Raw genomic sequence first — 26,983 nt, 5'->3', positions numbered from 1 at the left:
GGGCGGCGTTGCACTCTTAAAACAAGAACCGTTGCCTGAAACCAAAACGGAACCGAGGGGAATGACGTCACCGAACCCACCGACCGGGCCCTCCCCGGCGAGGCGAATGCGCCTGCCCCTGCACTGGCTCGGCATTCTGCCCTTTGCGGTCTTCGTGCTGCTGTTTCTGATCATGCCGACGATGAAGATCGTCATCGGCGCCTTCCAGCGGCCGGACGGAAGCTTCACCTTCTCCAATATCGGCAATCTCTTCACGCCCTCGATCCTCGCTGCCTACGGCATCTCGATCCGCATCAGCATGGCATCGGCCTTTTTCGGCTGCCTCATCGGCTTTGGCACGGCAGCAGCCGTTGTCCTCGGCGGACTGCCGCGCGCTATCCGCGGGCCGCTGATGACCTTTTCCGGCGTCGCCTCCAACTTCGCCGGTGTGCCGCTTGCCTTTGCCTTTCTGGCAACGCTTGGGCCCGTCGGCTTCATCACCGTCTTCCTGCAGAGCGAGCTTGGCATCAACCTGCGCATGCTCGGCTTCAACCTCCTCTCCTTCTGGGGGCTGACGCTCACCTATCTGTTCTTCCAGATTCCGCTGATGATCCTCATCATCACGCCGGCGCTGGACGGGCTCAAAAAGGAATGGCGCGAGGCCGCCTCCATTCTCGGCGCAACGAACGCGCAGTACTGGCGCATGGTCGCACTGCCGATCCTGACGCCCTCCATCCTCGGCACGTTTGCGCTCCTGTTCGCCAATGCCTTCGGGGCCGTCGCTACCGCCATTGCGCTCACCGGCTCATCGCTCAGCATCGTGCCGATCCTTCTGTTTGCGCAGATCCGCGGCGATGTGCTCGGCGATCCCCATCTTGGCTATGCGCTCGCCTTCGGCATGATCGTCGTCACCGGCATTGCCAACACGGTTTACATCTGGCTGCGCGCCCGCAGCGAAAGGTGGATGAGATGAAGCGTTTCTGGGCCTGGGGAGCGCTGATCATCGGCCTCCTCTATTTCATCCTGCCGCTCATCGGCATGACCAATTTCTCGCTGAAGATGCGCCGCGGCGTCTATTCCTTCGACGCCTATGCCAAGGTGCTTGGCGATACGCGTTTCCAGGAAACATTTTCCTATTCCGTGACGCTTGCGCTGCTGACCATTCTCGTCGGCGTGTTTCTGGTCGTGCCGACCGCCTATTGGGTGCGGCTGAAACTGCCCTTCCTGCGGCCATACATAGAATTCGTTACGCTTTTGCCGCTGGTCATTCCGGCCATCGTCGTGGTGTTCGGCTATATCCGGCTCTACAACACCTCGAGCTGGCTGCCGCTGACCGGCACAGCACTCGGCACCGATGTGCTGCTGGTCGCCGGCTATACGATGCTTGCCCTTCCCTACATGTACCGCGCGGTGGATACGGGGCTTCGCACCATCGATGTGACGACGCTGACAGAGGCGGCGCAAAGCCTCGGCGCCGGCTGGTTTACGATCATCACCCGCATCATACTGCCGAACGTGCTGGTGGCGGTTCTGTCTGGCGCCTTCCTGACCTTCGCCATCGTGATCGGCGAGTTCACCATGGCCGCCCTGCTCAACCGCCCGGCGTTTGGGCCCTACATGCAGGTGCTTGGCGCCAACCGTGCCTATGAGCCGGCGGCCCTTGCCGTCATTGCCTTTGCCATCACCTGGGGCTGCCTGGGCCTGATCCAGCTTGTCTCGCGCTTCCAGAAATCCGCGCAGCGCCCGGTTTGAGGATTTTTATCCATGAGTTTCCTGACCCTCACCCATCTGCAAAAATCCTTCGGCTCCGTGAAGGTCGTGCATGATTTCAACATGACGATCGAAAAGGGCGAGTTCATCTCCTTCCTTGGCCCGTCCGGCTGCGGCAAGACCACGGTGCTGCGCATGATTGCCGGCTTCGAGATCCCGACCGGCGGCACGATCGAGATTGCCGGCAAGGACCAGACGAACCTGCGCCCCAACCAGCGCAATATCGGCATGGTGTTCCAGGCCTATGCGCTGTTTCCCAATATGAGCGTCTTCGACAACGTTGCCTTCGGCCTGAAGGTGGCCGGCAAGCCGAAGAGCGAGATAGATGCCCGCGTGAAGGAGATGCTGAAACTCATTCACCTCGAGCATCTGTCCGATCGCTATCCTTACCAGATGTCCGGCGGCCAGCAGCAGCGTGTGGCGCTCGCGCGCGCGCTTGCGCCAAAGCCGCAGGTGCTTCTGCTCGACGAGCCGCTCTCGGCGCTCGATGCCAAGATCCGCGTGTCGCTGCGCGAGGAAATCCGGCAGATCCAGCGCCAGCTCGGAATTACCACCGTCTTCGTGACGCACGACCAGGAAGAGGCCCTGTCCATCTCTGATCGGATCGTCGTGATGAATGCCGGCAAGGCCGACCAGATCGGCACGCCGGGCGAAATCTACAACCGCCCGACCACGCGCTTCGTCGCCAACTTCGTCGGCACGCTGAACGTCATCGAGGCAATCCTCGTCAATGCCGCCACGGGAACCGTCAAGATCGGCGAGGAGGTGGTGAGCCTGCCGCAACCGATTACCGGCAAGAGCGATGGCCAGTCGATCTCTATCGCCTTCCGCCCGGAAGCGGCCACCATTGCCGGCCCTTCGACCGGGCCCGCGGCCGTGACCGGAACAGTGCTGTCATCGAACTTCCTCGGTTCGGTGGTGCGCACCAAGGTCGATGCCGGCGGCAATATCATCTCCTTCGATATGTTCAACCAGGCCTCCGCCCAGATCCCGAAGGCCGGCGAAACCGTGTCCCTTTCGCTGCAGCCCGATGGCCTGATGGTGCTCGGCGACTGACTGTTTTTGCGCAAGCGCGGCGCATCGCATCTCATCTTTGCGGCTTTTCACCGGCGGGCAAATCGGGCTACGGATAGCCCGATTCTAGACAAGGGATGGCAGGATGCGCGCACTTTATTTCGAACGCTTTGGCGAAACGCCCAAGGTTGCCACCCTGCCCGATCCGACCCCGTCACATGATGGCGTGGTGATTGCCGTGAAGGCGACCGGGCTTTGCCGCAGCGACTGGCATGGCTGGATGGGCCATGACACGGACATCACGCTGCCGCATGTGCCGGGCCATGAATTTGCCGGCACGATTGCCGCGACCGGACGGGACGTCACCCGCTTCAAGGTGGGCGACCGCGTCACCGTGCCCTTCGTGTCCGGCTGCGGCCACTGCCACGAATGCCGCTCCGGCAATCAACAGGTATGCGAAACGCAGTTCCAGCCCGGCTTTACCCATTGGGGATCGTTTGCCGAATATGTCGCGATCGACCATGCCGAGCAGAACCTCGTCGCGTTACCGGAGGCCATGTCCTATGCGACGGCGGCAAGCCTTGGCTGCCGCTTTGCCACCTCGTTTCGGGCGGTGGTGGATCAGGGGCGGCTGAAGGGCGGTGAGTGGCTGGCCGTCCATGGTTGCGGCGGCGTCGGCCTCTCGGCCATCATGATCGGGCGCGGGCTTGGCGCGCGCGTGGTGGCGATCGACATTGCCGAAGACAAGCTGGCCTTGGCGCGCGAGCTCGGCGCAGAGGTCACCATCAACAGCCGCAGCGTGACAGATGTGGCAGAGGCCGTTCGGGATGCGACCAGCGGCGGTGCACATGTTTCCGTCGATGCGCTCGGCCATCCGCAGACCTGCTGCAACTCCATCTCCAACCTTCGCCGCCGCGGTCGCCACGTGCAGGTGGGCCTGATGCTAGCGGACCATGCCATGCCGCAAATCCCCATGGGGCGGGTGATTGCGCATGAGCTGGAAATCTACGGCAGCCACGGCATGCAGGCCTGGCGCTACGATGCCATGCTCGCGATGATCGAGGCGGGCCAGCTCTCGCCGGAAAAGCTGATCGGGCGCCATATCTGCCTCACCGATGCCGCCGAGGCGCTTCCCGCAATGGACAGTTTCCGCGAAAGCGGCATCAGCATCATCGATCGTTTCGAGTAAACACCCATGACCTTTCGCCTCGACGTCATCGCCAGCCTGACGGATGCCGGCAAGCCCGGCCGACCCAATGAGGACAGGCTCGGCTCCAATCGCACTGCCGCCTTCGTGGTGGATGGCGCAACCGGGCTCGGCGACCGTCAGTTCATGAGCGACTATGGCAGCGATGCCGCTTGGATCGCCGATTATGCCGCCCGGCGGATGGCCGTGGAGCTGACGCCCGATGTCGCCTTGCCGGACCTCCTGGCACGCATCAGCGCCGATGCGCGCGCAATTTTCGATGCGACCGCCGGTGAGCAGCCCCGCTATGCCTGGCCGCTGGCCGCGCTTGCCGGGCTTCGCGTCACGGAAGACGGGCTTGAATTCTTCGGGCTTGGCGACAGTGTCGTCTATCTCCTGCATGACGATGGCCGGACCGATACCTTCACCGCGCTGCCCGATGCCTTTGCCCGCGAACAGGCCGCCGCCCGCCGTCATGTGGAGCGTGTCGGCGGCATCGGCGCAAGCGGGGCGGCCCTCGGCGACCCCGAGACGCTCGAAGAACTGCGCCGCAACCGCGAGCGCCAGAACACGCCGGACGGCTGGGTCTGGTCGCTAGGCCTCGTCCCGGAGGCGGCCGAGCATCTGGCGCGCCAACCTATCCCGGTCACCGGAGGCGCGACCGCCGTCATCTGCTCGGACGGACTTGCCGATCTCGTCAGCCTCTACCAGACCTGCGACGCCGGCACGCTCGTGCGCCGCGCCGTCACCGCCGGCCTTCAGCCCCTCGTTACCGAGCTTCGGCATCTGGAACGCGAGGTGGACCCGGACGGTCTAAAATATCCGCGCTTCAAGCAGTGTGACGATACGACGGCAGTCCTGGTGCGGGTGGAGGGGTAAGGGAAATCCCTTTTTTCAAGCACTTCGGCCTGAAGACGGAATCACACTGGCAAGCACCTCATGCAGGAGATCACCTTGGGTGCGCCGGCACTTACGGTTGCGCCGGCGTGGCCGCAGTCAACCCGGCGTTCACCGAACTGTTTCGGCTGACATCAGATTCCGCTTGAAATGACGGGCTCTACGGGTCACGAGGCGTGGTTGCCGTTCGAAACAAGGTCTTCCGCATGCCCCCGATCACGCCAGCTCTCGTCGCGCCCCATAAACTCACATCGCAGGATTACCGCACCTTGGGACTCTCGGCCCTCGGCGGCGCCCTGGAATTCTACGATTTCATCATCTTCGTCTTCTTTGCCACCGTCATCGGCCACCTGTTCTTTCCGCCGGACATGCCCGACTGGATGATCACCATCCAGACCTTCGGCATCTTCGCGGCGGGCTATCTGGTCCGCCCGGTCGGCGGCATCGTGATGGCGCATTTCGGCGACCGGTTCGGCCGCAAAAAGGTGTTTACCTTTTCCATCCTTCTGATGGCGCTGTCGACGCTTGGCATGGCCGCCATGCCGACCTATGCGTCGATCGGCATCGCCGCCCCCATCCTGCTGATCGCCATGCGCATCCTGCAGGGAGCAGCCATTGGCGGCGAAGTGCCCGGCGCCTGGACCTTCGTCTCCGAACACGTGCCGTTCCGCCGCGTCGGCTTTGCCTGTGGCTTCCTCTGCTCGGGCCTCACTCTTGGCATTCTGCTCGGCTCTTTCATTGCGACCATCATCAACACGGTCTTCACCCCGGACCAGGTATCGGCCTATGCCTGGCGCATCCCTTTCCTCCTTGGCGGGATCTTCGGCCTGCTTGCCGTCTACCTGCGCCGCTGGCTGCAGGAAACGCCGGTCTTTGCGGAAATGAAGAAGAGCCGGGCGCTGGTGCGTGAATTGCCGCTGAAGGCGGTGCTGCGCGACCATCCGCGCGGCGTCATCATCTCGATGCTGCTCACCTGGGTCCTGTCGGCCGGTATCGTCGTCACCACGCTGATGACCGCCACCTTCCTGCAGAAACTGTATGGCTACAGCGCCCAGATCTCACTGGCGGCCACCAGCTTTGGCACGCTGTTCCTGATCGTCGGCACCGCCTCGGCGGGCGCCGTCGTCGACCGGGTCGGATCGGGCCGCTTCTTCACCGTCGCCAGCCTGTTCTTCGGTGCTGCGACCTTCGCTTTCTACACCTATGCCGGCGTGTCGCTGACGGTGCTTTTTGTGCTTTACGCGGTGATGGGACTGGCCGTCGGCATGGTCGGCGCAGTGCCCTACGTCATGGTACGCGCATTCCCCGCCCATGTGCGCTTCAGCGGGCTGTCCTTCTCCTACAACGTCTCCTATGCGATCTTTGGCGGCCTGACGCCGCTTGTGGTGAGCGCCCTGCTGCCGGTGAGCCCGATGGCCCATGCCTGGTACCTGGTGTTCATTGCAGCGCTTACCTTCTGCCTCGGCCTCTACCTGCTCGCCCGCGGCGATGAAATCGAAGCCAAGGTCGGCATCGAGGAACTGTCGACACGCGCAGCCACCACAGCCTGAAACGGTCAAGTTGACCCTGCCTAAAGAAAAATCCCCGGGACGCGACAGCCTCCCGGGGATTTTGTGGTGAGTACAGATTACGCTCAGGCGGCGTCGTCGATGACTTCACCCCCCCGCGTCGGCACATAGTTCAACACTGGCCCGAGCCAGCGCTCGATCTCTTCCACTTCCATGCCCTTGCGGCGGGAATAGTCTTCCACCTGGTCGCGCTCGACCTTGGCAACGCCAAAGTAATAGCTGTCGGGATGGCCGATATAGAGGCCGGAGACGGAGGAGCCGGGCCACATGGCATAGCTTTCCGTCAGCACAACACCAGTCGTCTCCTCCGCCTTCAGGAGGTTAAACAGGGTGCGCTTTTCAGTATGGTCGGGCTGGGCCGGATAGCCCGGTGCCGGGCGGATACCGGCATAGGTTTCCGAAATCAGCTCTTCCGGGGTCAGCGCCTCGTCAGCGGCATAGCCCCAGTAGTTGCGGCGCACCTCTTCGTGCATGCGCTCGGCAAAGGCCTCGGCAAAGCGGTCGGCGAGTGCCTTGACGAGAATGGACGAATAGTCGTCGTTTGCCCGCTCGAAACGTTCGGCAATCGCCACTTCCTCGATGCCGGCCGTCACCACGAAACCGCCGACATAATCGGCCTTGCCGCTGTCAACAGGTGCGACGAAATCGGAAAGCGCCACGTTCGGCCGTCCGTCCCGCTTGGAAAGCTGCTGACGCAGGGTAAAGAAGGTGGCGAGTTCTTCTGTGCGGCTCTCGTCGGTGTAGAGGCGAATGTCGTCGCCCACCGCATTGGCCGGCCAGAAGCCGATCACGGCGCGAGGACGGAACCACTTTTCCTCAACGATCTTCTTCAGCATCGCCTGCGCATCGCTGTAGAGCTGGCGCGCCGCCTCGCCCTGCTTCTCATCTTCAAGAATGGCGGGATAACGCCCCTTCAGTTCCCAGGTCTGGAAGAAGGGCGTCCAGTCGATATAGGGAACGAGGTCTTCCAGCGCATAATCCTCGAACACCTTCGTGCCGAGGAAGGACGGCACCTTGGGTTCAAAGGCTTCCCAATCCACCTTCTGCGCATTGGCGCGGGCGCGCGCGATCGGCAGGCGGATCTTGTCAGCTTCTGAACGGGCATGGGCGGCCGCTACCTTGGCATATTCGGCGCGGATGTTTTCCACGTAGTCGGTGCGGCCGCCTTCGGCGAGAAGGTTCGACACGACGCCGACGGCGCGGCTGGCATCCGTCACATAGATCGCCTGGCCGGCATTGTATTTCGGATGGATTTTCACCGCCGTGTGGACGCGGCTCGTCGTCGCGCCACCGATCAGCAGCGGGATGTCGAAACCCTGGCGCTCCATTTCAGACGCCACATGCACCATCTCGTCCAGCGACGGCGTGATGAGACCGGAAAGGCCAATGACATCGACCTTTTCCGCGATCGCCGTTTCCAGAATCTTCGTGGCCGGCACCATGACGCCGAGATCGATGATCTCGTAATTGTTGCAGGCGAGAACGACGCCGACAATATTCTTGCCGATGTCATGCACGTCGCCCTTCACCGTCGCCATCAGCACCTTGCCGGCGGACTTGCGCTCCTCGCCGCCGTTCAGGCGCTTTTCCTCTTCCATATAGGGCAGAAGAACCGCCACGGCCTGCTTCATCACGCGGGCGGATTTGACCACCTGCGGCAGGAACATCTTTCCCGAGCCGAACAGATCGCCGACGACATTCATGCCGGCCATCAGCGGGCCTTCGATGACATGCAGCGGACGCTCCGCCTGCAGACGGGCTTCTTCGGTATCGGCGTCGATATAATCGGTGATGCCGTTCACCAGCGCGTGTTCGAGGCGCTTGGCAACCGGCCATTCGCGCCAGGTGAGATCCTGCGCCTTGGCCTCCTTGCCGGCAGCACCGCGATAGCGTTCGGCTACAGTCAGCAGCCGTTCCGTGCCATCGGGCCTGCGGTTCAGCACCACGTCCTCACAGGCCTCGCGCAGCTCCGGATCGATGTTTTCGTAGATCGCCAGCTGCCCGGCATTCACGATGCCCATGTCCATGCCGGCCTGGATGCAGTGATAGAGGAAGACCGCATGCATGGCCTCGCGCACCGGCTCGTTGCCGCGGAACGAGAAGGAGAGGTTCGAGACGCCGCCGGAAATATGCACGAGCGGCATTTCCTGGCGGATGGTGCGCGTCGCCTCGATGAAATCAACGCCGTAGTTGTTGTGCTCCTCGATGCCGGTGGCGACGGCAAAGATGTTCGGGTCGAAGATGATGTCCTCCGGCGGAAAGCCCGCCTGTTCCGTCAGGATCTTGTAGGCGCGGCGGCAGATTTCCACCTTGCGCGTATAGGTATCGGCCTGCCCCTGCTCGTCAAAGGCCATGACCACGACGGCTGCGCCATAACGACGGATCAGCTGGCCCTGGCGGACAAAATTCTCCTCGCCTTCCTTCAGCGAGATGGAGTTCACGACGGCTTTGCCCTGCACGCATTTGAGGCCGGCCTCGATAATCTCGAATTTGGACGAGTCGATCATCACCGGCACGCGGGCGATATCGGGTTCTGCGGCGATGAGGTTCAAAAACTCCACCATGGCGCGGCCGGAATCGATCAGGCCCTCGTCCATGTTGATGTCGATGATCTGCGCGCCGTTTTCCACCTGGTCGCGGGCAACGGCAAGGGCTGCCGTATAATCGGCCGAGGTGATCAGCTTGCGGAACTTCGCCGAGCCGGTGACATTCGTGCGCTCGCCGACATTGACGAAGGGGATGTCCTTGGTCAGCGTAAACGGTTCGAGGCCAGAGAGCGACATGAAGGACTTGTGGTCCGGCACCTGGCGCGGCTTGAAGGGGGCCACGGCCTCGGCAATCGCTGCAATATGCTCCGGCGTCGAGCCGCAGCAGCCGCCGACGATGTTGATCAGGCCTTCGCGGGCAAATTCCCGCACCTGGCGGGCCATGTCGTCCGGCGACTGGTCGTACTGGCCGAATTCGTTGGGCAGGCCGGCATTCGGATAGGCGCAGACGAAGGTATCGGCGACGGCCGACACTTCCTGCAGATGCGGCAACATGGCATCGGCGCCGAGCGCGCAGTTGAAGCCGATGGTGAACGGCTTGGCGTGGCTCACCGAATTCCAGAAGGCCGTCGGTGTCTGGCCAGACAGCGTGCGGCCGGAAAGGTCGGTGATCGTGCCGGAAATCATCACCGGCAGGCGGATGCCCTTTTCCTTGAACCGCTCTTCGCAGGCAAAGATCGCCGCCTTGGCATTCAGCGTATCGAAGATCGTCTCGATGAGGATGATGTCGGCGCCGCCATCGATCAGACCGTCGATCTGCTCGGCATAGGCAAGGCGCAGATCATCGAAGGACACGGCGCGGTAGCCCGGATTGTTGACATCCGGCGAGATGGAGGCCGTACGGTTGGTCGGGCCGATGGCGCCGGCCACGAAGCGGCGCTTGCCATCCTCCCGCGTCGCCCGCTCGATGGCGCGGCGCACCACCTGCGCCCCTTCCTTGTTGAGGTCGTAGACGGCGCCTTCCATCTGGTAGTCCGCCTGCGCGATGCGGGTGGACGAAAACGTGTTGGTCTCGATGATATCGGCACCCGCCTTGGCATAGCGGTAATGGATGTCCTCGATGGCCTGCGGCTGGGTGAGGATCAGAAGATCATTATTGCCCTGCTGGTGGCAGGCGCAGCCGATGAAGCGATCGCCGCGGAAATGATCCTCGTCATAGCCGAGCCCCTGGATCTGCGTGCCCATGGCGCCATCGAGAATCAGGATCCGTTCGCGGGCGGCCTTGGCCAGCGCCTCGAAAATCTCCGCGCCATTGCGCTGCGCACCTTCGGCACCAAACAGATGATCGAACATGGGCGCTTTCCTCCAGCCTGATTTTTGTCATTTCGTTTAATCACATAAAGATATCTTTATGTCAATGTGAAGCAGGAATGACATGATACGCGCTCCCCCTGCTGACCGGGATCGGACCGAGAGCCAAAGCCGCATGCAGTCGCGCACGTGATTCCCGCCCGGTCGGTATGGTTTCATCATGACAGACGCGGGAGCGGCCGGTATAGACCTTTCCGGTTTCCAGTTTCACACGTCGTCCTTTCGGAGTCATTATGACCGCAGCCGGAAAACTTAAGCCCCTGTGGGCAGATCGTCCCTATCACCGTCAATGGCTGTTGTCCCAGGCGGAGGGCCTGATGGACTTCTTCCAGAGCCGGGCCCTCAATCCGAAGGGGGGCTTCTACGACCTCGACCGCGCCGGCGCGCCGCTCTCCACCGACAATCCGGCCCGCGGTATCCATGCCAGCGCCCGCATGGTGCATTGCTTTGCCATTGCCGATTTGCTCGGGCGGCCGGGTGCGGCCGATGTCGTCGATCATGGCATGCGCTATCTCTGGGAAAAACATCGGGACGAGAAGAACGGCGGCTATTTCTGGCAGGCCGACGATCATGGCGCGGCAGATGGCTCCAAGCAGGGCTATGGCCATGCCTTCGTGCTGCTGGCAGCCTCGTCCGCCAAGGTCATCGGCCATCCGCTCGCCGACCGCATGCTCGCCGACATCACCGAGGTGATCGAGACAAAATTCTGGGAAGAGCGCCACGGTGCGATTGCGGAAGAGTTTTCCGCCGACTGGCAGCCGGTTGCCGGCTATCGCGGCCAGAATTCCAACATGCACCTCACCGAAAGCCTGATGGCTGCCTTCGAGGCAACGGGGGAAAGCCATTACCTCGCCAAAGCCGAGCGGATTGCCGATCTGCTGATCAACCGGCGCGCCCGCGAGGAAGGGTTTCGCGTGGCCGAACATTTTTCCGAGGAATGGGTGGTCGACCGCAGCTATTACCATCCGAACGAGATGTTCCGCCCGGCCGGCACGACGCCCGGCCACTGGCTGGAATGGGCGCGGCTTCTGCTGCAGCTTTATGCCCTCGGCGGCAAGACGAAAAGCTGGATGCCGGAAGCGGCAACCGCGCTTTTCGAACGCTCGATGACGCTCGGCTGGGACGAGGACAAGGGCGGCTTCTTCTATACGCTCGACTGGCAGGATGTGCCTGAAAAAAAGAGCAAGCTCTGGTGGCCGATGTGCGAGGCGGCCGGTGCCGCATATTTCCTCAACGCCCATGTCGGCGGCGCATTTCATGAGGAGAGCTACCGCCGGATCTGGTCGACGATCGCTGGCAATTTCCTCGACCGTGAGTATGGCGGCTGGTTCGAGGAACTGACGGATGACCTGACGCCGGCCAACACGCTGTTTCCCGGCAAGGGCGACATCTACCACGCCTTCCAGGCCTGCCTCATCCCGCTGTTTCCGGCAGAGGGCAGCCTGACCAAGGTCATCCAGGACAATGGCGCAGCGCTTTGAGGAGGCGAAAACCACCGGCCTCAGGGTCGATGGATTAGACGCAGTTGCTTGTGGCAGGTAAGCCCCTCCCCCTTGTGGGGAGGGGTTGGGGAGGGGTCTTATCCGCCACGCTCCACGCGCACCTTTTTGGAAAGTTGGTTGTCGCCGCCCAAACCCCCTCTGGCCTGCCGGCCATCTCCCCCACAAGGGGGGAGACCGCGAGGGGCGGGCTCTCTGCCTCAAAGCTGCCGACGTAGCCGGGAGCGGCATCCACGACGCCCTTGCCCCCTCGCCCCGCCTGCGAGGAGAGGGCTGGGTGAGGGCCCAAACTATTGATAGGGTTCGCGAATTAGCCCCTCATCCGGCTGCGTCCTACGGACCCTTCTCCCCGTCAAGACGGGGCGAAGGGCCATTGCGGCCGGCCGACACTCCAAATCTTGAGGTGAGGACGGTTTGTCAGCAGCCTGAACCGCCGACATCATCGCTGCCGGCTCTTCCTTCCGCCGCCTCAGCCCTGCGCTGCGTCGAGCATCTTGCGGTGCAGAAGCCAGGCATTCCTGCCGAGACGGAAACAGAAGGCAGGGGCCGGCACGCCGGAGAGGTTCAGCACGGTCTCGTACATGTTTTCCGCGCCAAGCTTTGCCACCGCCTTCTGCGAGCGGATATTGGTCGGCGCGATGTGGAACCACACCTCGTCATAGTGTTCGAATGCATGATCGAGCATCAGCCGCTTCAGCTCGAAATTGGTGCGCCCGCCCCAGTATTCATGGTTGATGAAGGTGTAGCCGATGGAGAGGCTATCCTGCCTGTCCGGCGCCAGATAGTAGCGCGAACAGCCGATGATCGCCTGTTTTGCCCGGTCGATGACGGCAACGGTGCCACCGCTCTCCAGGAGAAGCCCAAAATAGGGTTCGAATTTTTCCCGCGTGTAGCGGTCGCTGGCCGGGTGGCCGGCCCAGACGGCGGGATGGCCGGCGGCGGCAAACAGCCCGTCCCAGTCATCGTGCCGAAGCGGCCGGATGGCGATGGAGGGGCCTTGAAGGCTGGGCTGCGGATCGAACCCCGGTCTGAACATGAATGAAACTGCCTTTCGGAAAACCGCCTCCCCCGCCACGGATGCGGCGACGGAGATGCTTGGTTCAGCGGCGGATTTCGCCCACCAGATCGCGGATGCGCTTCGCCAACTGATCGTAATCATAGGGCTTGGTGATGAGGCTTGCCTTGTGCAGCCCTTCCGATCCCGGCACATGCATGTCGCCGGTCGCAAAGATGACCGGCAGATCCGGATGCGTTTCGCGCATGCGGTTCAAGAGATCGAGCCCGTTCATGTCCGGCAGATTGACGTCGGTGACGAGGATATCAATCGCGGCACCATCAACGGCCTCGAGCGCCTCGCGGGCATTGCCCGCCTCCACCACCGTCATGCCGAAATCCTGCAGATAATCGGCCGTCGAGATGCGGATCAGGGCCTCGTCCTCGCACAAAAGGACACGGATCGATGGCGGCGGACCGCCGCCGCCTCCCCTGCTGGCGCCGGTTTCGCCGGTCGGGCCGCGTTCCTTTGCCTTGTCGAGCAGCATGCGGATCTTTCGTGCCAGCGTTTCGCGGGCATAGGGTTTGCTGAGAAGATTGACGCCCGGATCGAGCCGGCCGCCGTGGACGATCGAATTTTCCGTATAGCCTGAGGTAAACAGCACCTCAATATCCGGCCTCCGCTCCTTGGCCTTTCGCGCCATCTCGCTGCTTTTCAGCCGACCCGGCATCACCACATCGGTAAACAAGAGGTCGATCGACACGCCACTCTCGATGATGGCAAGGCCGCTGTCGGCATCGCGCGCCTTCAGCACCTTGTAGCCCAGTTCCGACAGAAGGCTGACGGTGATATCGCGCACGGCCTCGTCGTCCTCGACCACGAGAATGGTTTCGCTGCCGCCGGCGACACTGCCGCCTGCTTCTTCCGTCAGCATGTCCTCGGCTTCCATGGAGCGCGGCAGATAGATGCGCACCGTCGTGCCGCTGCCAAGCTCGCTGTAGATATTGATATGGCCGCCCGACTGTTTGACGAAACCATAAACCATGGAAAGGCCAAGGCCGGTGCCCTTGCCTTCCGGCTTGGTGGTGAAGAAGGGATCGAAGGCGCGCGCCAGAACCTCTGCCGGCATGCCCGAGCCGGTGTCGCTGACAGCCAGCATGACATATTGCCCGGCCACCACGTCAAAGGCGTTCTGGGCATAGTGATCATCGAGATAGGCATTGCCCAGTTCGATGGTGAGGCGGCCGCGCCCGTCCATGGCATCGCGCGCATTGATGGCAAGGTTGAGGAGCGCGTTTTCGACATTGGAGGGATCGACCTGCGTGTTCCACAGGCCGCCACCGACGATCGTGTCGATCTCGATCGCCTCGCCGAGGCTGCGCCGGATGAGGTGATCCATTTCGCGCACCAGGCGCCCGAGATTGACCACCTTGGGCGCCAGCGGCTGGCGCCGTCCGAAGGAAAGAAGCTGCGAGGCGAGACGCGCACCGCGCGAGGCACCGGAGAGCGCGCTCGTGAGGCGCCGCTCGGCCGCCTCATTGCCCGCCACATCCTTGGCCAGCAGTTGCAGGTTGCCGGTAATGACCTGCAGGAGATTGTTGAAATCATGCGCGATGCCGCCGGCGAGATTGCCGATGGCTTCCATCTTCTGGCTCTGGCGCAGCACTTCCTGCGTCTTGACCAGTTCGGCAGTTCGCTCCTCCACCCGGCCTTCCAGCGTGGTCGCAAGGTTTTCCAGCCGCCTGACGGTCTTCTTCTGCTCCTCGATATCGGTATTGGTGCCGACCCAGCGGATGATCTCGCCGCCGGCATTGCGGATCGGCACCGCACGGCTGAGGAACCAGCGGAACTCCTCATCCTTGTGCATCAGGCGCATTTCGGCATTGAAATCGGTGCCGGAAGCGACGCTCTGCATCCATGCCTCGCGGATCCGGGCGACATCATCCGGATGGATATAGTCGCGCATCAGCGGCAGACCGCTCTCGCCCTCGCATTTCGTCAGATACCGGCGCATGGCAAGGTTTGCCCATTCCAGTTCGCCAACGGCCGTGGCTGTCCAGACATGGTTCGGCAGCGATTGCGCCAGCGTGCGGAAACGATCCTCGCTTTCCTGCGCGGCATCCTGCGCCTGCTTCAATTGCGTCACGTCATGGCCCTGGACGAAGATGCCGCTGACGGCGCCCTCGCTGTCGCGCAGCGGCTGATAGATGAAGTCGAGGTAAAGCGCGTCGATGCCGCCGCCGCCGGGGCGCTGCAGGTCGAGCCGCGCGCCATGGGCGCTATAGACCTCGCCGCTCTCATAGACCTGATCGAGAAGCTCGAAAAAACCCTGCCCCTCCACATCCGGCAGAGCCGACCGTACCGGGCGGCCGAGCAGGTCGGTCCGACCAACCAGCGTCTGGTAGGCGGCATTGGCAATTTCGAACACGTGCTGCGGCCCGCGCAACACCGCCATAAAACCCGGCGCCTGCTCAAACAGACCGCGCAGATATTCACGCTCCTGCCCGAGCGCCAGGTTTTCGCCCTGCACCGCATCGGCACGGCGCAGAACGTCGGTTTCGAGCCGCCAGTCCGAGGCGGGCACGGACTGGCGCAGCCGATGCAGCTCGCTCACATCCACCGTATGCTGGAGGATGAGCCGCACCTTGCCAGTGTCGCTGAGGATCGGGGTATGGGTGGCGCTCCAGTAGCGCTCCTCCATGGTGCCGTCCGGCTTTGCAATCGGATAGGGAATCAAAGGCAGATGATCCACCTGGCCGGTTGCGAGAACCTTGGCGAAGGATTGGCGCAGCATGCGGCCGCTTACCGATTGCGGATCGCTCGGAAACACCTCGAATAGGGGGCGGCCGATCAGGGCCTCCCGCGACTTCATCGTGGTTGAAAGATAGGCATTGTTCATACCCACCATGACGAGGTCAGGGTCGACGATCACGTACGGATTCGGAGACAGATTGAATAAGTGATCGAGATCGGACCCAGAAAGCCCAGTCCGTCGAAACATGCCATTTCCCCACGCCGCACCGATAATCGGCGAGGATATAGGACAAAGCGCACGCAAGACAATGACGTAGTCTCACGTTTAGATCAGGAATCGCACCGGCTTCGAGGCAATCGCCCCCGGAGGGTGCGGCGGTGCCGTTCTCAATGGAAGACCGGCGACAGATCCGCCAGACGACGTGCGGCGACGAGATCCCGCGCATAGGAAGAGCGCATCCGCATTCCCTGGTCCGCCTGATTGTCTTTCTGCCGGATGATCGGATGGACACCATCGGCAAAGGTGCCCGTCGCATCCCACGCCGTTTCGTCCATCGTCCGGTTATCGATAAATCTGAACAACATCATCCGCCTCCCTGCCTGTCCGTATGCAGCCCGTCGAGAAACGCCAGTGGCCGTCCTCCGTTCCATGGTGCGCCTGAAATATTAAAGAATTAACCATGCAAGCTTCGGCAAAGGCTGGCTGATTCCCTCACACGCGGACATTGTCCACAGGTGTGCGGTGATCCGGTTCTGCATGCAGAACAAAGCGGGACAAAGAGAAAACGGATCTGTTCCTCTTCAACCTCTGTCCACAGCTTATCCACAGGTCATGCAACGGCGGCCGGCATTGGAAGGCCCGCGTTGCCGGTGCATGCGCCGCGTTTTGCATGCGACCTGTGCAAAGACGAATTTCACGGCCCACAGCAATTTCGACAAAATTCGACAATCTGATGCGGCCATGTCTGCGATATACATTTGTCGCAATGAACCGGCAGGATGCAGCCACAGGATGGAGGACCCGCAATGGAACCAGATTTGACCATCGCCGAGGTGGCAGCCGACCCGCTGATCGCGATGATGATCGAGGCCGATGGCGTTTCGGTGGAAGACCTGAAGACGCTGCTGCACCAGACGGCAAGGGTCGAGGTGGAACGGCTGCGCGTTCGGCTGCACGAGCGGCAGGCGAGCCACTTTTATGCACGGCTGGATGACCAGGATGCCGCAGGCAAGGCTCTGTCATCAGCGGAAGGATCAGCCTGACCAGAACGGCGGAGGCCGCCGCCTTGCCCCACTCAATGCGTCAAGGGCTGATCCGACAGATCCACCACATCCGACAGCTTCACCAGGGTGACGCCGCGCCGCTTCAGCGCAAGGATGCCACGCGCGACACCCTCGCCGGCCGCATGCGTCGGCTGGTTGATATGGGACAGCACCACATCGCCATCCTTGGCGGCGGCAATGCGCTTTTCCGCAACCAATGCCCCCAGCAGCGAGCCACCATCACCGTTCAGCGAGTAACCGGCAATGCGAAAACCCATGGCGCGGATCTGGGCCATGGCCGAGGCATCGTATTTTGCCGTCGAACCGCGAAACCAGTGCGGCGCGGCAAGACCGGAGGCCGCCATGGCGCGCGCGCCGCCCGCCACTTCCTGCTCCACCGCCTGCGGTGAACCGGCAGCGGCAATGCCATAGATCTTCACCGGCATATCGACCGCCGGCACATGGTTCTCGCCATGGTTCTCCAGTTCGAACTGGTCCGGATGCGCCTGCAGAAGGGCAACCGTCTGCGGGTTATGCCGCAACCAGCGCGCCGTCACGAAAATCGTCGCCGGGATCTTTTCGTCAATCAGGACGGACAGAATGCGCTGGTCGGCTTCACCCATGCAGGCATCGAAGGTCAATGCCACCCGCACCTCCCCCGGCTTGCCGGATTTCGGCAGATGCAGCGATGGCTCCAGAAGTCTGGGCGTAGGACTGGCTTGCGGCGGCTCGACGGCCTTGGCCGGAAGAGCGGCAAGGCTGGCAAGAAGGAAAAGGCAGGACCGAAAAGGCGTAAGGCGCATCAGAACAACATCCGTGATCTGGCGCTCCATAGCGCACAGCATCGGCGAATGCCATCCCTGACGAATGCACGAACCGGCGCGAGGCGATGTGTTTCGAAATGAAACGCTCCTCGCACCCCTCTTCGGTTGCATCAGAACGCTCACACCGACCCAGTCTCACACAACCGCCGGCTCGAAACCGCGCTGACGGAAATGGTAGACCAGCGACACAGCGCAAGGCCGGCAGTGATGCAAATGTCCGGTAGATGGGCCATCCACTCAGGTCCCAGCAACTGACTGATTGTGCGTACATTATCAAAGCGGAGCGGCCAGACCGTCGGCGTGAAGAGCGTAAAGAAGACGACGAAAACTACCGCATCCGGCATGAAGCCGTCTGCCGAAACCGGACCAGTCAGCCGACAAAATCACAGGTCCAACGCGTCGCGACGCCTTTTCTGGACCCTTCAGACGACAAAAAAGTCGCAAAACAACACAACCAAAAATAGAATTTTCGCAAATTTGGGTTGAAAACACCGGCCGCAGGTCGAATTCCGGCCGTCAAGACGCGTCAAACGCGGGGCCGACTCTTTCCTTTTCAAGAAAGAACTGACACACTCTTTTCATTGATTTTGGACGGGGACCCAATCATGCGAACAGAAACAGAATTTCTCTGCGCTTCCGCCAGCGCACTCTCGACGTCGGCCCTGCTGACATCTCTGATCAGCACGCTCGTGCAAAAGAATGTCCTGTCGCCCGAAGACGAAAAGGCCATCTACCTGAACGCCATGGATACGCTGGACGAGAATGCCGGCGACGATCCACAGGGTATTTTCGAACTCGCCCGCGACCTGATTGAAGACCAGCTGCCAGTGGGTGGTCCAGGCCCTTCGGGTGAACCGGTCACTCTCACACTGGTCAGCGTTACAGGCTGACGCACGATTTGCAGGCCGACTTCTGGCACGGTTCGACACAGTTTGCAAGCGGCTCGCGGTTTTTTCACCGCGAGCCGTTTCATTTCGGGACTCCCTCATATAATCCAGCGCTGACATTCGACGTCGGCAGCACACGGACCGGTTCGGCAACTCTGAGCAACATCGGACACCTAACCGAGGCTTGAGACAGCAGGCGCCCGCCAGCACGCGGCAAAGCCTTTTCCCTTGTTTCCACAACCCTTTGCAGACGTTCAACGACTGCCGCCCCGGGGCCTTTCCCACCATAGGTCGAGGTGTCCTTGCACGCCCTGACGGAACCGAAGCGTGAGGCGAATATCAGTGCCGAGAAGGCAGCAAAAAATCAGCCCCTTCTAATCGACAAGTACAGGCCCTGCATTTATATCATGAATGCAGATACATATCGCCTACGCTTCAGAAAGATCCCGAATGACACCCAATTTCCTGCTGATCGACGCGGAGAAGGATTTCGAAGTCCTGAAGGCGGCGGCCTCGCTCGTGCGAGTCCAGATCCTGAAGGCTCTGCACGAGACGGGCGGCCTCAACGTCAACGAGATCGCCGAACGGCTCACCTTGCCGCAATCGACCGTATCGGCAGGGGTTACCGCGCTGGAAGCGGCGGGATTGCTGCGGACAGAAACCCGCAAGGCACGCAAGGGCAGCCAGAAGATCTGTTTCGCCACCTGTGACGAACTGGTCATTTCCTTCCACAAGCCGGAAAAAGCCATTGATTCCAGCCGGATCACCGTGGCCATGCCGCTCGGTCTCTATACCCAGGCCTCTGTGACCGGACCATGCGGCATCTGTTCGCCCGATGGCATCATCGGCCTTCTCGACGTGCCCGACACATTCATGGATCCGGACCGCATGAAGGCTGCCCTCCTCTGGTTCACCTCCGGTTATGTCGAATATCAGTTTCCCAACAATGCCAAGATCCAGGGCCGCACCGTCACGGAAATGGAATTTGCCATGGAGGTGAGCTCCGAAGTCCCCGGCACCCATAGCAACTGGCCCTCCGACATCACCCTCTCCGTCAACGGTGTGGAACTCGGCGACTGGACCTCTCCCGGCGACTTCGGCGACAAGCGCGGTGTCTATACGCCGGACTGGTGGAAACTGTCCGGATCGCAATATGGCATGCTGAAAACCTGGCGCATCACCGAAGAAGGCTCCTTTGTCGACGGCAACCGAATTTCTTCTATCACGCTGAAAGACATAGGTATTTCCGATCACCGCTCGATCCGGCTGCGCATTGAGGTGAAGGCTGGCGCGCGCCATCCGGGCGGGCTCAACATCTTTGGCCGCGGCTTCGGCAATTACGATCAGGATATCCTGCTGCGGCTGCGCACGGCCGGCTGAAACGGGATACCTGTCGCAACAGTATGATTTCTTGCGTTGACAAGTCCCCTCTCCCCCGCCAATAATATCACAAAATAAAGTTCGTATCCAATTTGCTGATACAGACTGTCTCGGGAGGAGACCTCATGAAAACGCGTATTTCCGTCCACCGGGATTTCCGGATTGGGCGCATTGACGATCGCCTGTATTCTGCCTTCATCGAGCACATGGGCCGCGCTATTTATGGCGGCATTTACGAGCCGGGCCACCCGAATGCCGACGCGAACGGTTTTCGCAAGGATGTGCTGCAATTCGTCAAGGACCTGAAGATCCCCGCCATTCGCTATCCCGGCGGCAATTTCGTCTCCGCCTATCGCTGGGAAGACGGGATCGGCCCGCGCGACCAGCGGCCGGTGCGGCTTGATCTCGCCTGGCGCTCCAAGGAAACCAACCAGATCGGCATCAACGAATTCGCCCAATGGGCCGGCATGGCCGGCATCGAGATGATGCTGGCGGTCAACCTCGGCTCGCGCGGCCTGGATGACGCCCGCAATTTCCTCGAATATGTCAACTTCCCCGGCGGCACGACGCTGAGCGACCTGCGCCAGAGCCACGGCGCCAATGCCCATGGCGTGAAGATGTGGTGCCTGGGCAACGAGATGGACGGCCCCTGGCAGATCGGCCACAAGACGGCTGTCGAATATGGCCGCCTTGCCAACGAGACGGCAAAAGCCTTCAAGGGGTTCGACCCCACCATCGAAGCCATCGTCTGCGGCAGTTCCAACGACCGCATGCCGACCTACCCCGAATGGGAGCGCGAGGTGCTGGAGGAGTGCTACGAGAACGTCGACCACATCTCGCTGCACAAGTATTTTGGCAATACCAGCCACGACACGCTCAACTACTTCGGCAAGATCGAGGAAACCGGTCGCTATATCCAGACCATTGGCGGCGTCATCGACTATGTGAAGGCCAAGAAGCGCGCCAAGAATGATGTCGGCATCTGCTTCGACGAATGGAACGTCTGGTATCACATCCGCGAGGAAGACGGCCGCCGCATCAAGTCTTGGGATTGGCCGGAAGCGCCTGCGCTTTTGGAGGAAACCTATAACTTCGAGGATGCGCTGTTCGTTGCCGGCCTTCTCAACGAATTCATCCGCCGCTCGGACCGGGTGCGCATTGCCTGCATCGCCCAGCTCGTCAACGTCATTGCCCCGATCCGCGCTGAAAAGAACGGGCCGGCCTGGCGCCAGACCATCTACTACCCCTACCAGTTCGCCTCGCTCTATGGCCGAGGCGATGCGCTGAACATCGCAGTCGATTGCCCGACCTATGACTGCGCCACCGCCGACGATGTCAAATATCTCGATGTGGCGGGCGTCCATAATGCCGAAGAGGGCATGGTGACCCTCTTCGTGCTGAACCGCCACCTCACCGAGGCAGCCGACATCGACGTGGCTTTGACCGGTTTTGCCGGCGCCAGCCTGTCGCTCCACATTGCCTACGAGGGCCATGACCTGCGCACCGGCAACGGGCCGGACCAGCCGGACCGCATCGTGCCCGGTCCCGGACAGGGCATCGCCATGCAGGATGGTGCCTTGAGGGGCAAGGTGGCACCGCTCTCCTATCACGTCATCCGCCTCAGCGTTCAGTGAGGCGGCGATGGGTGTCCGTCTGACCAGCGTCGCCAAATCGTTCGGATCCTTCCGGGCGATTGAGGATGTCTCCATGGAGATCCCGACCGGCAGCTTTGCCGTCTTCGTCGGCCCGTCGGGATGCGGAAAATCCACCTTGTTACGGATGATCGCCGGTCTGGAGGAAACGAGCGGCGGAGAGATTGCGATCGACGGACGTGACGTGACGGCCGTGGAGCCGGCCGAGCGCGAAGTGGCCATGGTGTTCCAGAACTATGCGCTCTATCCGCATCTCACCGTTTTCGAGAACATGGCCTTCAGCCTGAGGCTCGCGCGCCGTCCGAAGGACGAGGTCAACGCCCGCGTCGGGGCGGCAGCCCGCATCCTGCAGCTCGAAGAGCATCTTCACAAGAAGCCATCGCAGATGTCGGGCGGTCAGCGCCAGCGCGTCGCCATCGGCCGCGCCATCGTGCGCCAGCCGAAAGTGTTTCTGTTCGACGAGCCGCTCTCCAACCTCGACGCCGAACTGCGCGTGCAGATGCGGCTGGAGCTCACCCGGCTGCACCGGAAACTCGGCGCCACCATGATCTATGTGACGCATGACCAGGTGGAGGCAATGACGCTTGCCGACCACATCTTCGTCATGAAGAACGGCCACCTGCAGCAGGCAGGCCCGCCGCTGGTGCTCTATGACGACCCCGACAACCGCTTCGTCGCGGGCTTCATCGGCTCGCCGGCGATGAATTTTCTGCCCGCCCGTGTCACGGGCCGCGACGGCTCGCGCGTCTTTCTGTCGGTGGAGGGGAGCGACCATCCGTTCCTCACCGACCTTGCCGCGGCACCGTCCATCGGCGAGACGGTGGAGATCGGCATCCGGCCGGAGCACCTGGCGATCGGTGCCGCCCCCGGCCTGCCGGTCACCATCGACGTGGCCGAGGAACTGGGCGACGTTTCCTATCTCTATGCCCGCACGGCCAATGGCCAGGAGCTGGTGGTCCAGCGGCAGGGCTCGCGTGAACGCCTCGATGGAACCACCGTGTTCCTGTCGGCGGATCCGAAACATGTGCTGGTCTTCAATGGTGAAGGCCGGCGGCTGCGCTGAACGCGGGGAGGCGTTTTTCGCAGTGCCTGAAGCGCTTCCGATGGATCGGCGGCGATGACGACAAACCTTGGGAGGAGTAATACGATGCGACTGATCAAGAGCCTGTTCCTCAGCACCGTGCTTGGCCTTGCAGCACTTCCGGCTGCGGCCCAGCAGGATATCGTCTGGTGGGATTTTCTCTCCGGCGGCGACGGCGTGCGCATGAAGGCGCTCATCGAAGCCTTCAACAAGGAACATCCCGATATCCGCATCCGCGGCACGACGCTTGAATGGGGCGTTCCCTTCTACACCAAGGTGCGCACCGCCTCTGCCGTTGGCGAGGGTCCCGACGTCATGACCTACCACCTGTCGCGCGCAACGCTCGGCATCGAGGAAAAGGTGCTGAGCCCGATCACCGACGAAGATCTTGCCAATGCCGGACTGAAGAAGGACGATTTCTTCGAGGCGCCGATCAAGGCCGCCACCCATGACGGCAAGCTCTATGCCGTACCCTTCGATATCCACGCCCTCATTCTCTATTACAATGCCGATCTCCTGAAAGGTTCGCCCTATATCGATGCCAATGGCAAGCTTGCCGGCATCAAGACGCTGGAGGATTTCAACAAGGCGCTCGACTGGCTGAAACAGAAGGGTGTGCCGACGCCCCTCACCTACCAGTCCGGTGGCGATGGCGGTGTCTGGCGCGTCTTCTATACGCTGCTCACGCAACAGGGCGGCGAGTTCGTCACCAATGGCAAGGTGCTGGATGGCGACAATGCCGCCAAGGCCGCCAAAGCCATCGACATCATGAGCGCCTGGCGTGAAAAGGGGCTGACGCCCGAACAGGCGGAATATGAAGCCTCGGTCGCGCTGTTTTCCGCCGGAAAATCCGCCTTCCAGCTGAATGGCGTGTGGGAAGTGCCGACCTTCAAGGATCTCGAGAAGAACGGCAAGCTGGGCTTCAAATGGGGTGCCGTCGAAGTGCCGCCCTTCATGGGCAAGCGCTCGACCTGGGCCGATTCGCATGCCTTTGCCATTCCCAATGAAGGCGACAAGACGGTCTCCGGCGAAAAGCGCGCAGCCGTCATGAAGGTCATCGGCTGGATGGAAAAGCACGCCATCTCCTGGGCCGATGCCGGCCATATCCCGGCTTACAAGGCCGTCACGGAAGGCGCCGACTACAAGGCGATGGAGCCCAACGCCACCTATGCCACGCTTGCTGAGGCGGCAGCCTTTGATCCGCAGACGCGCATCACCGGCGTTGCCTCGCCCGCCTATGACGCCGCCCTCAACGTGATCGCGCCCGCCATCCAGGGCTATATGAACGGCACCGATGCCGTGGCGCAGATCAAGCTCGAACTTCAGGACAAGCTGAAGTGACGGGCGGCCCTGCGGCTTCCCTTCGCAGCCGCAGGGCCATTTTTCTCTGACGTGCAAGACCACGGCACGGCACACAGGCAGGAGATCCGCGGATGGCGATGATCGAGAACCGGCGCAAGAAATCCCTCGTCGCGCTGACGATGGTGACCCCCTTCCTCGTGACCTTCACGATCTTCTTCCTCTATCCGATGCTTAAGATGATCGAGCTGAGTTTCACCGATGCGCCTCTGATCGGGGCCGGCCAGTGGATCGGCTTTGACAATTACGCCAAGCTGCTGAGCGACCGGCTGTTCACCATTTCGCTGAAGAACAATGCCTATTTCGTTGCCCTGACGGTGGTCCCGACGACCGCCATCGCCCTTTTGATCGCGCTTGGCATCAGCCGCCTCTCGGGAGTGCGCCAGACGCTGGTGATGGCGCTGTTCTTCATGCCCTATGTGCTGCCAGTTTCGGTGGTGACGGAAATCTGGGCCTGGATGCTCGATCTGCAGTTCGGCATCCTGCAGCCGCTGATCGCGCTCATCTCTGGCAAGCCCGTGGCCGTGTTCAAGAACCCTTACTGGGTCATGCCGACGGTTGCCGTCGTCACCATCTGGTGGACGAACGGGTTCAACGTGCTGCTGTTTCTCGCCGGCCTGCGCAATGTGCCGGCGGAGCTTTACGAGGCAGCTGCGCTGGACGGCGCCACGACCTGGCAGAAATTTTCGCGTGTCACCTGGCCGCTCCTCTGGCCGGTGACGGCGCTGGTGCTGACGCTGCAGCTCATCCTGCAGCTGAAGATTTTCGACCAGATCTATCTGTTGAGCGGCGGCGGCCCGTTCAATTCGTCCTATGTCCTGCTCTTGAAGGTCTATCGCGAGGCCTTCCAGTCCAACAATGGCGGCTATGCGTCTGCGGTGGCAACCGTGGTCTTCCTGCTGATCGCTGTCATATCCGTCCTGCAATTCCAGCTGCTGCGCATCCGGAGGAACTCATGAGCGACGTTTTGACCGCGCCCCGCAGCCAGACCCGGCGCCCGGCCAAGAGCCTTGCGCGCCGCATCGAAAACATCGTGCTGTCCACCATCACGCTGGTGGCGGCATTGGTCTGGATCTTTCCGCTCTACTGGACGCTGATCACCTCCATCCGGTCGGACGAGAACGTCGCCGGCAATGCCTCGCTCCTGCCTGACGAATTCCGGCTGAACGCCTATGTGAATGCCATTTTCAACACGCGGCTGATGACCTGGTATCTGAACTCCGTCGGCACGGCGGTCATCGTCACGGTGCTGGTGCTGTTCATCTCGATGCTCTGCGCCTACGCGCTGTCGCAGATCCGCTTTCCCGGCCGAGGCCTGCTCTATGGCGTTGTGCTGGCGAGCTTCATGGTGCCGGCGCAGACGCTGGTGGTAACGCAGTTCATCCTGATGAAGGATTTAAACCTCATCAACACCTGGGCCGGCATCATCCTGCCGCAGCTCATCGCCCCGGTCGTCATCATCGTCTACAAGCAGTTCTTCGACAGCGTGCCCAAGGAAATGCGCGAGGCCGTGGTGCTGGATGGCGGCGGCGAATACACCATTCTCTTCAAGGTGTTTCTGCCGCTCAACTGGGGCATCACGACGGCCATGGCGATCGTCACCTTCATCGGCGTGTGGAATGCCTTCTTCTGGCCCTTCCTGGTGGTGACCTCGGAAAACATGATGACGATCCCCGTCGGCATCACCCAGGTAAAGGACGCCTTCGGCGTCGCCTATGCCCGCCTCATGGCCGTCGCCATGCTCGCAGCGCTGCCCGTCATCATCGCCTACATCATTTTTCAGCGCCGCGTGACGGAAGCCATCATGATCTCATCGGGCGTGAAGGGGTGAGGCCGGATCCAGACCCTCAAGGGGTAACCCGCCTCGGCCCGAAGGGGCGCAGCAATAAGCGCATCCACGCCCCTGTCACGAAACTGCTCCATCAGGCGCAATGCCAGGCATTGCGGGGTATCAGTTCGGGATCAGTGACAGCGTCGGATCGGCGACCGCGCTTTGGAAATCCGTTCTGGGGATTGCGCGTTGCGGCGGTGCTGCAGGCGGCTCGCGGCGGTTCAAGCGCTCGATGAAGTCGTCGAAGATGGTGTAACCCTGTGACCAGCGTCCAAAGCCACTGGCGATGTTGATATGGCCGACGGCGCCCAGGGACTTCACGTCGGTGCCCCACAGGGCGGAATGGCGCTGAAGGGAGGCCGGATCCATGTAGGGATCGTTTGCGCTGCCGATAACGAGACTGGGGAAAGGAAGGGGTTCGTCGGGAAACCGGTCCAGGTGGACGGCGCACGGGTGCAACTCCTCCACCTTCTTCATGTCGCAGGGCGCGACCAGAAGCGCGCCCCGGATTTTTCTGGCATACGGCGACCAGGCAAGGCTGGCCGCCAGAATACAGCCCAGACTGTGCGCGACCAGCACGACGCTGTCCGATGCCGACAGTTCCTCTTCCAGCCTCTCCCGCCACTGGCGCAGGTCGGGACAGGCCCAGTTCTCCTGCTCAAGGACCCGGCAATGCGGCCGCTCCCGGCTCCAAATGCGCTGCCAATGCGCCTCACCCGATCCGTTGAGGCCCGGCAATATAAGCGTATCAACCATGCAGGGGTTTCCCGTTAGATTGCGATTTTGGCATGATACGCCGCCACAACCAGCGACCGAAGAAATCCCCTACCGAATTCCATCAGTTCACTAGATTATTTTATGGCATTCCCGCGCCTGCGTGGTTCGTCGGGTCTGCCCCATGGGGCGATAACACAGCCACCGGTGCTGAAAACGATATTTTCACACGCTCGCTGAGCGAGGGGCGAAAATTGAACCGCGCATAGCCCCGCCACGGCCAAAGTCAGTTTTCGCGCCAAACGGCCTCAAGAGAAAGATCCATTCTCTCAAGGTCGCCGCAAATAGAATAGTTATTTTATGGACAATATTGACGATTCTGGCGCAGGGAACGACACTGGATACTTCAACGGATGCGGAGGTTTCCAATGCTCTCTTTCTTGCAAACACGACCTCTCCGGCGGATTTTCGGAT

General features: G+C 61.6%; 21 protein-coding genes. 15 read left to right on the top strand and 6 right to left on the bottom strand.

Features of this window, described 5'->3' with window-relative positions:
• Positions 1-61: 61 nt before the first annotated feature.
• The 6 genes from J2858_RS09480 (at position 62) to J2858_RS09455 (ending at position 6,396) form a co-directional block, all read left to right on the top strand.
• Complete coding sequence (locus J2858_RS09480; RefSeq protein WP_210104545.1) at positions 62-952, top strand: ABC transporter permease; 891 nt, start codon at positions 62-64, stop codon at positions 950-952.
• On the top strand, positions 949-1,731 hold the full coding sequence (locus J2858_RS09475; RefSeq protein ID WP_210104544.1) for an ABC transporter permease: 783 nt from the start codon (positions 949-951) through the stop codon (positions 1,729-1,731). The genes J2858_RS09480 and J2858_RS09475 overlap by 4 nt, the downstream gene beginning before the upstream one ends.
• A 12-nt stretch (positions 1,732-1,743) precedes the next feature.
• Complete coding sequence (locus J2858_RS09470) at positions 1,744-2,805, top strand: ABC transporter ATP-binding protein (protein WP_210104543.1); 1,062 nt, start codon at positions 1,744-1,746, stop codon at positions 2,803-2,805.
• Between the two features lie 103 nt (positions 2,806-2,908).
• Positions 2,909-3,952, top strand: a complete 1,044-nt coding sequence (locus J2858_RS09465; RefSeq protein WP_210104542.1) for a zinc-dependent alcohol dehydrogenase family protein — start codon at positions 2,909-2,911, stop codon at positions 3,950-3,952.
• A 6-nt stretch (positions 3,953-3,958) separates the two neighbouring features.
• A complete protein-coding gene (locus J2858_RS09460; protein ID WP_210104541.1) occupies positions 3,959-4,828 on the top strand; it encodes a protein phosphatase 2C domain-containing protein in 870 nt (289 codons plus the stop codon).
• Positions 4,829-5,052: 224 nt separating this feature from the next.
• Complete coding sequence (locus tag J2858_RS09455) at positions 5,053-6,396, top strand: MFS transporter (protein ID WP_210104540.1); 1,344 nt, start codon at positions 5,053-5,055, stop codon at positions 6,394-6,396.
• An 83-nt stretch (positions 6,397-6,479) separates the two neighbouring features.
• Here the strand turns inward: J2858_RS09455 and metH are convergent, their stop codons facing one another.
• Positions 6,480-10,253: a methionine synthase gene (gene metH / locus J2858_RS09450; RefSeq protein ID WP_210104539.1), complete on the bottom strand. Its 3,774-nt coding sequence runs from the start codon at positions 10,251-10,253 to the stop codon at positions 6,480-6,482.
• Between the two features lie 251 nt (positions 10,254-10,504).
• Here metH and J2858_RS09445 point away from each other — a divergent pair, with 251 nt between their 5' ends.
• Positions 10,505-11,752: an AGE family epimerase/isomerase gene (locus tag J2858_RS09445; RefSeq protein ID WP_210104538.1), complete on the top strand. Its 1,248-nt coding sequence runs from the start codon at positions 10,505-10,507 to the stop codon at positions 11,750-11,752.
• A 487-nt stretch (positions 11,753-12,239) separates the two neighbouring features.
• Here the strand turns inward: J2858_RS09445 and J2858_RS09440 are convergent, their stop codons facing one another.
• The 3 genes from J2858_RS09440 to J2858_RS09430 all read right to left on the bottom strand — a co-directional run bounded on the left by J2858_RS09440 (position 12,240) and on the right by J2858_RS09430 (position 16,103).
• Positions 12,240-12,806: a GNAT family N-acetyltransferase gene (locus J2858_RS09440; RefSeq protein WP_210104537.1), complete on the bottom strand. Its 567-nt coding sequence runs from the start codon at positions 12,804-12,806 to the stop codon at positions 12,240-12,242.
• A 64-nt stretch (positions 12,807-12,870) separates the two neighbouring features.
• A complete protein-coding gene (locus tag J2858_RS09435; RefSeq protein ID WP_245365690.1) occupies positions 12,871-15,765 on the bottom strand; it encodes a hybrid sensor histidine kinase/response regulator in 2,895 nt (964 codons plus the stop codon).
• 140 nt (positions 15,766-15,905) lie between these two features.
• Positions 15,906-16,103 (bottom strand): hypothetical protein, encoded by a 198-nt coding sequence (locus tag J2858_RS09430; RefSeq protein ID WP_210104535.1) that lies wholly within the window; start codon positions 16,101-16,103, stop codon positions 15,906-15,908.
• 441 nt (positions 16,104-16,544) lie between these two features.
• Between J2858_RS09430 and J2858_RS09425 the strand changes: the two genes are divergently transcribed.
• Positions 16,545-16,781 (top strand): hypothetical protein, encoded by a 237-nt coding sequence (locus tag J2858_RS09425; protein ID WP_210104534.1) that lies wholly within the window; start codon positions 16,545-16,547, stop codon positions 16,779-16,781.
• Positions 16,782-16,813: 32 nt separating this feature from the next.
• Here J2858_RS09425 and J2858_RS09420 read toward each other — a convergent pair whose 3' ends face one another.
• Entirely contained in the window at positions 16,814-17,584 is a 771-nt protein-coding gene (locus J2858_RS09420) for a polysaccharide deacetylase family protein (protein WP_210104533.1), read from the bottom strand.
• A gap of 626 nt (positions 17,585-18,210) precedes the next feature.
• On the opposite strand from J2858_RS09420, the gene J2858_RS09415 reads away from it, so the two are divergent.
• The 7 genes from J2858_RS09415 (at position 18,211) to J2858_RS09385 (ending at position 25,795) form a co-directional block, all read left to right on the top strand.
• Positions 18,211-18,495, top strand: a complete 285-nt coding sequence (locus J2858_RS09415; RefSeq protein WP_210104532.1) for a hypothetical protein — start codon at positions 18,211-18,213, stop codon at positions 18,493-18,495.
• A 447-nt stretch (positions 18,496-18,942) separates the two neighbouring features.
• Positions 18,943-19,872 (top strand): ArsR/SmtB family transcription factor, encoded by a 930-nt coding sequence (locus tag J2858_RS09410; protein ID WP_210104531.1) that lies wholly within the window; start codon positions 18,943-18,945, stop codon positions 19,870-19,872.
• Positions 19,873-19,997: 125 nt separating this feature from the next.
• On the top strand, positions 19,998-21,506 hold the full coding sequence (locus tag J2858_RS09405) for an alpha-N-arabinofuranosidase (protein ID WP_210104530.1): 1,509 nt from the start codon (positions 19,998-20,000) through the stop codon (positions 21,504-21,506).
• Positions 21,507-21,513: 7 nt separating this feature from the next.
• The gene (locus J2858_RS09400) at positions 21,514-22,587 is read left to right on the top strand and encodes an ABC transporter ATP-binding protein (protein WP_210104529.1); all 1,074 of its coding nucleotides are present in this window, start codon (positions 21,514-21,516) and stop codon (positions 22,585-22,587) included.
• 84 nt (positions 22,588-22,671) lie between these two features.
• Positions 22,672-23,946 (top strand): extracellular solute-binding protein, encoded by a 1,275-nt coding sequence (locus tag J2858_RS09395; RefSeq protein ID WP_210104528.1) that lies wholly within the window; start codon positions 22,672-22,674, stop codon positions 23,944-23,946.
• 92 nt (positions 23,947-24,038) lie between these two features.
• Complete coding sequence (locus J2858_RS09390; RefSeq protein WP_210104527.1) at positions 24,039-24,923, top strand: carbohydrate ABC transporter permease; 885 nt, start codon at positions 24,039-24,041, stop codon at positions 24,921-24,923.
• Positions 24,920-25,795, top strand: a complete 876-nt coding sequence (locus J2858_RS09385) for a carbohydrate ABC transporter permease (RefSeq protein WP_210104526.1) — start codon at positions 24,920-24,922, stop codon at positions 25,793-25,795. The genes J2858_RS09390 and J2858_RS09385 overlap by 4 nt, the downstream gene beginning before the upstream one ends.
• A gap of 120 nt (positions 25,796-25,915) precedes the next feature.
• Here the strand turns inward: J2858_RS09385 and J2858_RS09380 are convergent, their stop codons facing one another.
• Positions 25,916-26,551 (bottom strand): RBBP9/YdeN family alpha/beta hydrolase, encoded by a 636-nt coding sequence (locus J2858_RS09380; RefSeq protein ID WP_210104525.1) that lies wholly within the window; start codon positions 26,549-26,551, stop codon positions 25,916-25,918.
• Positions 26,552-26,983 lie beyond the last annotated feature (432 nt).

The sequence above is a fragment of the Neorhizobium galegae genome (assembly GCF_017877135.1).
Taxonomy (GTDB): Bacteria; Pseudomonadota; Alphaproteobacteria; order Rhizobiales; family Rhizobiaceae; genus Neorhizobium; species Neorhizobium galegae_A.
Note: the sequence above shows the minus strand (reverse complement) of the source record. Positions and strands in the feature narration are given on the sequence as shown.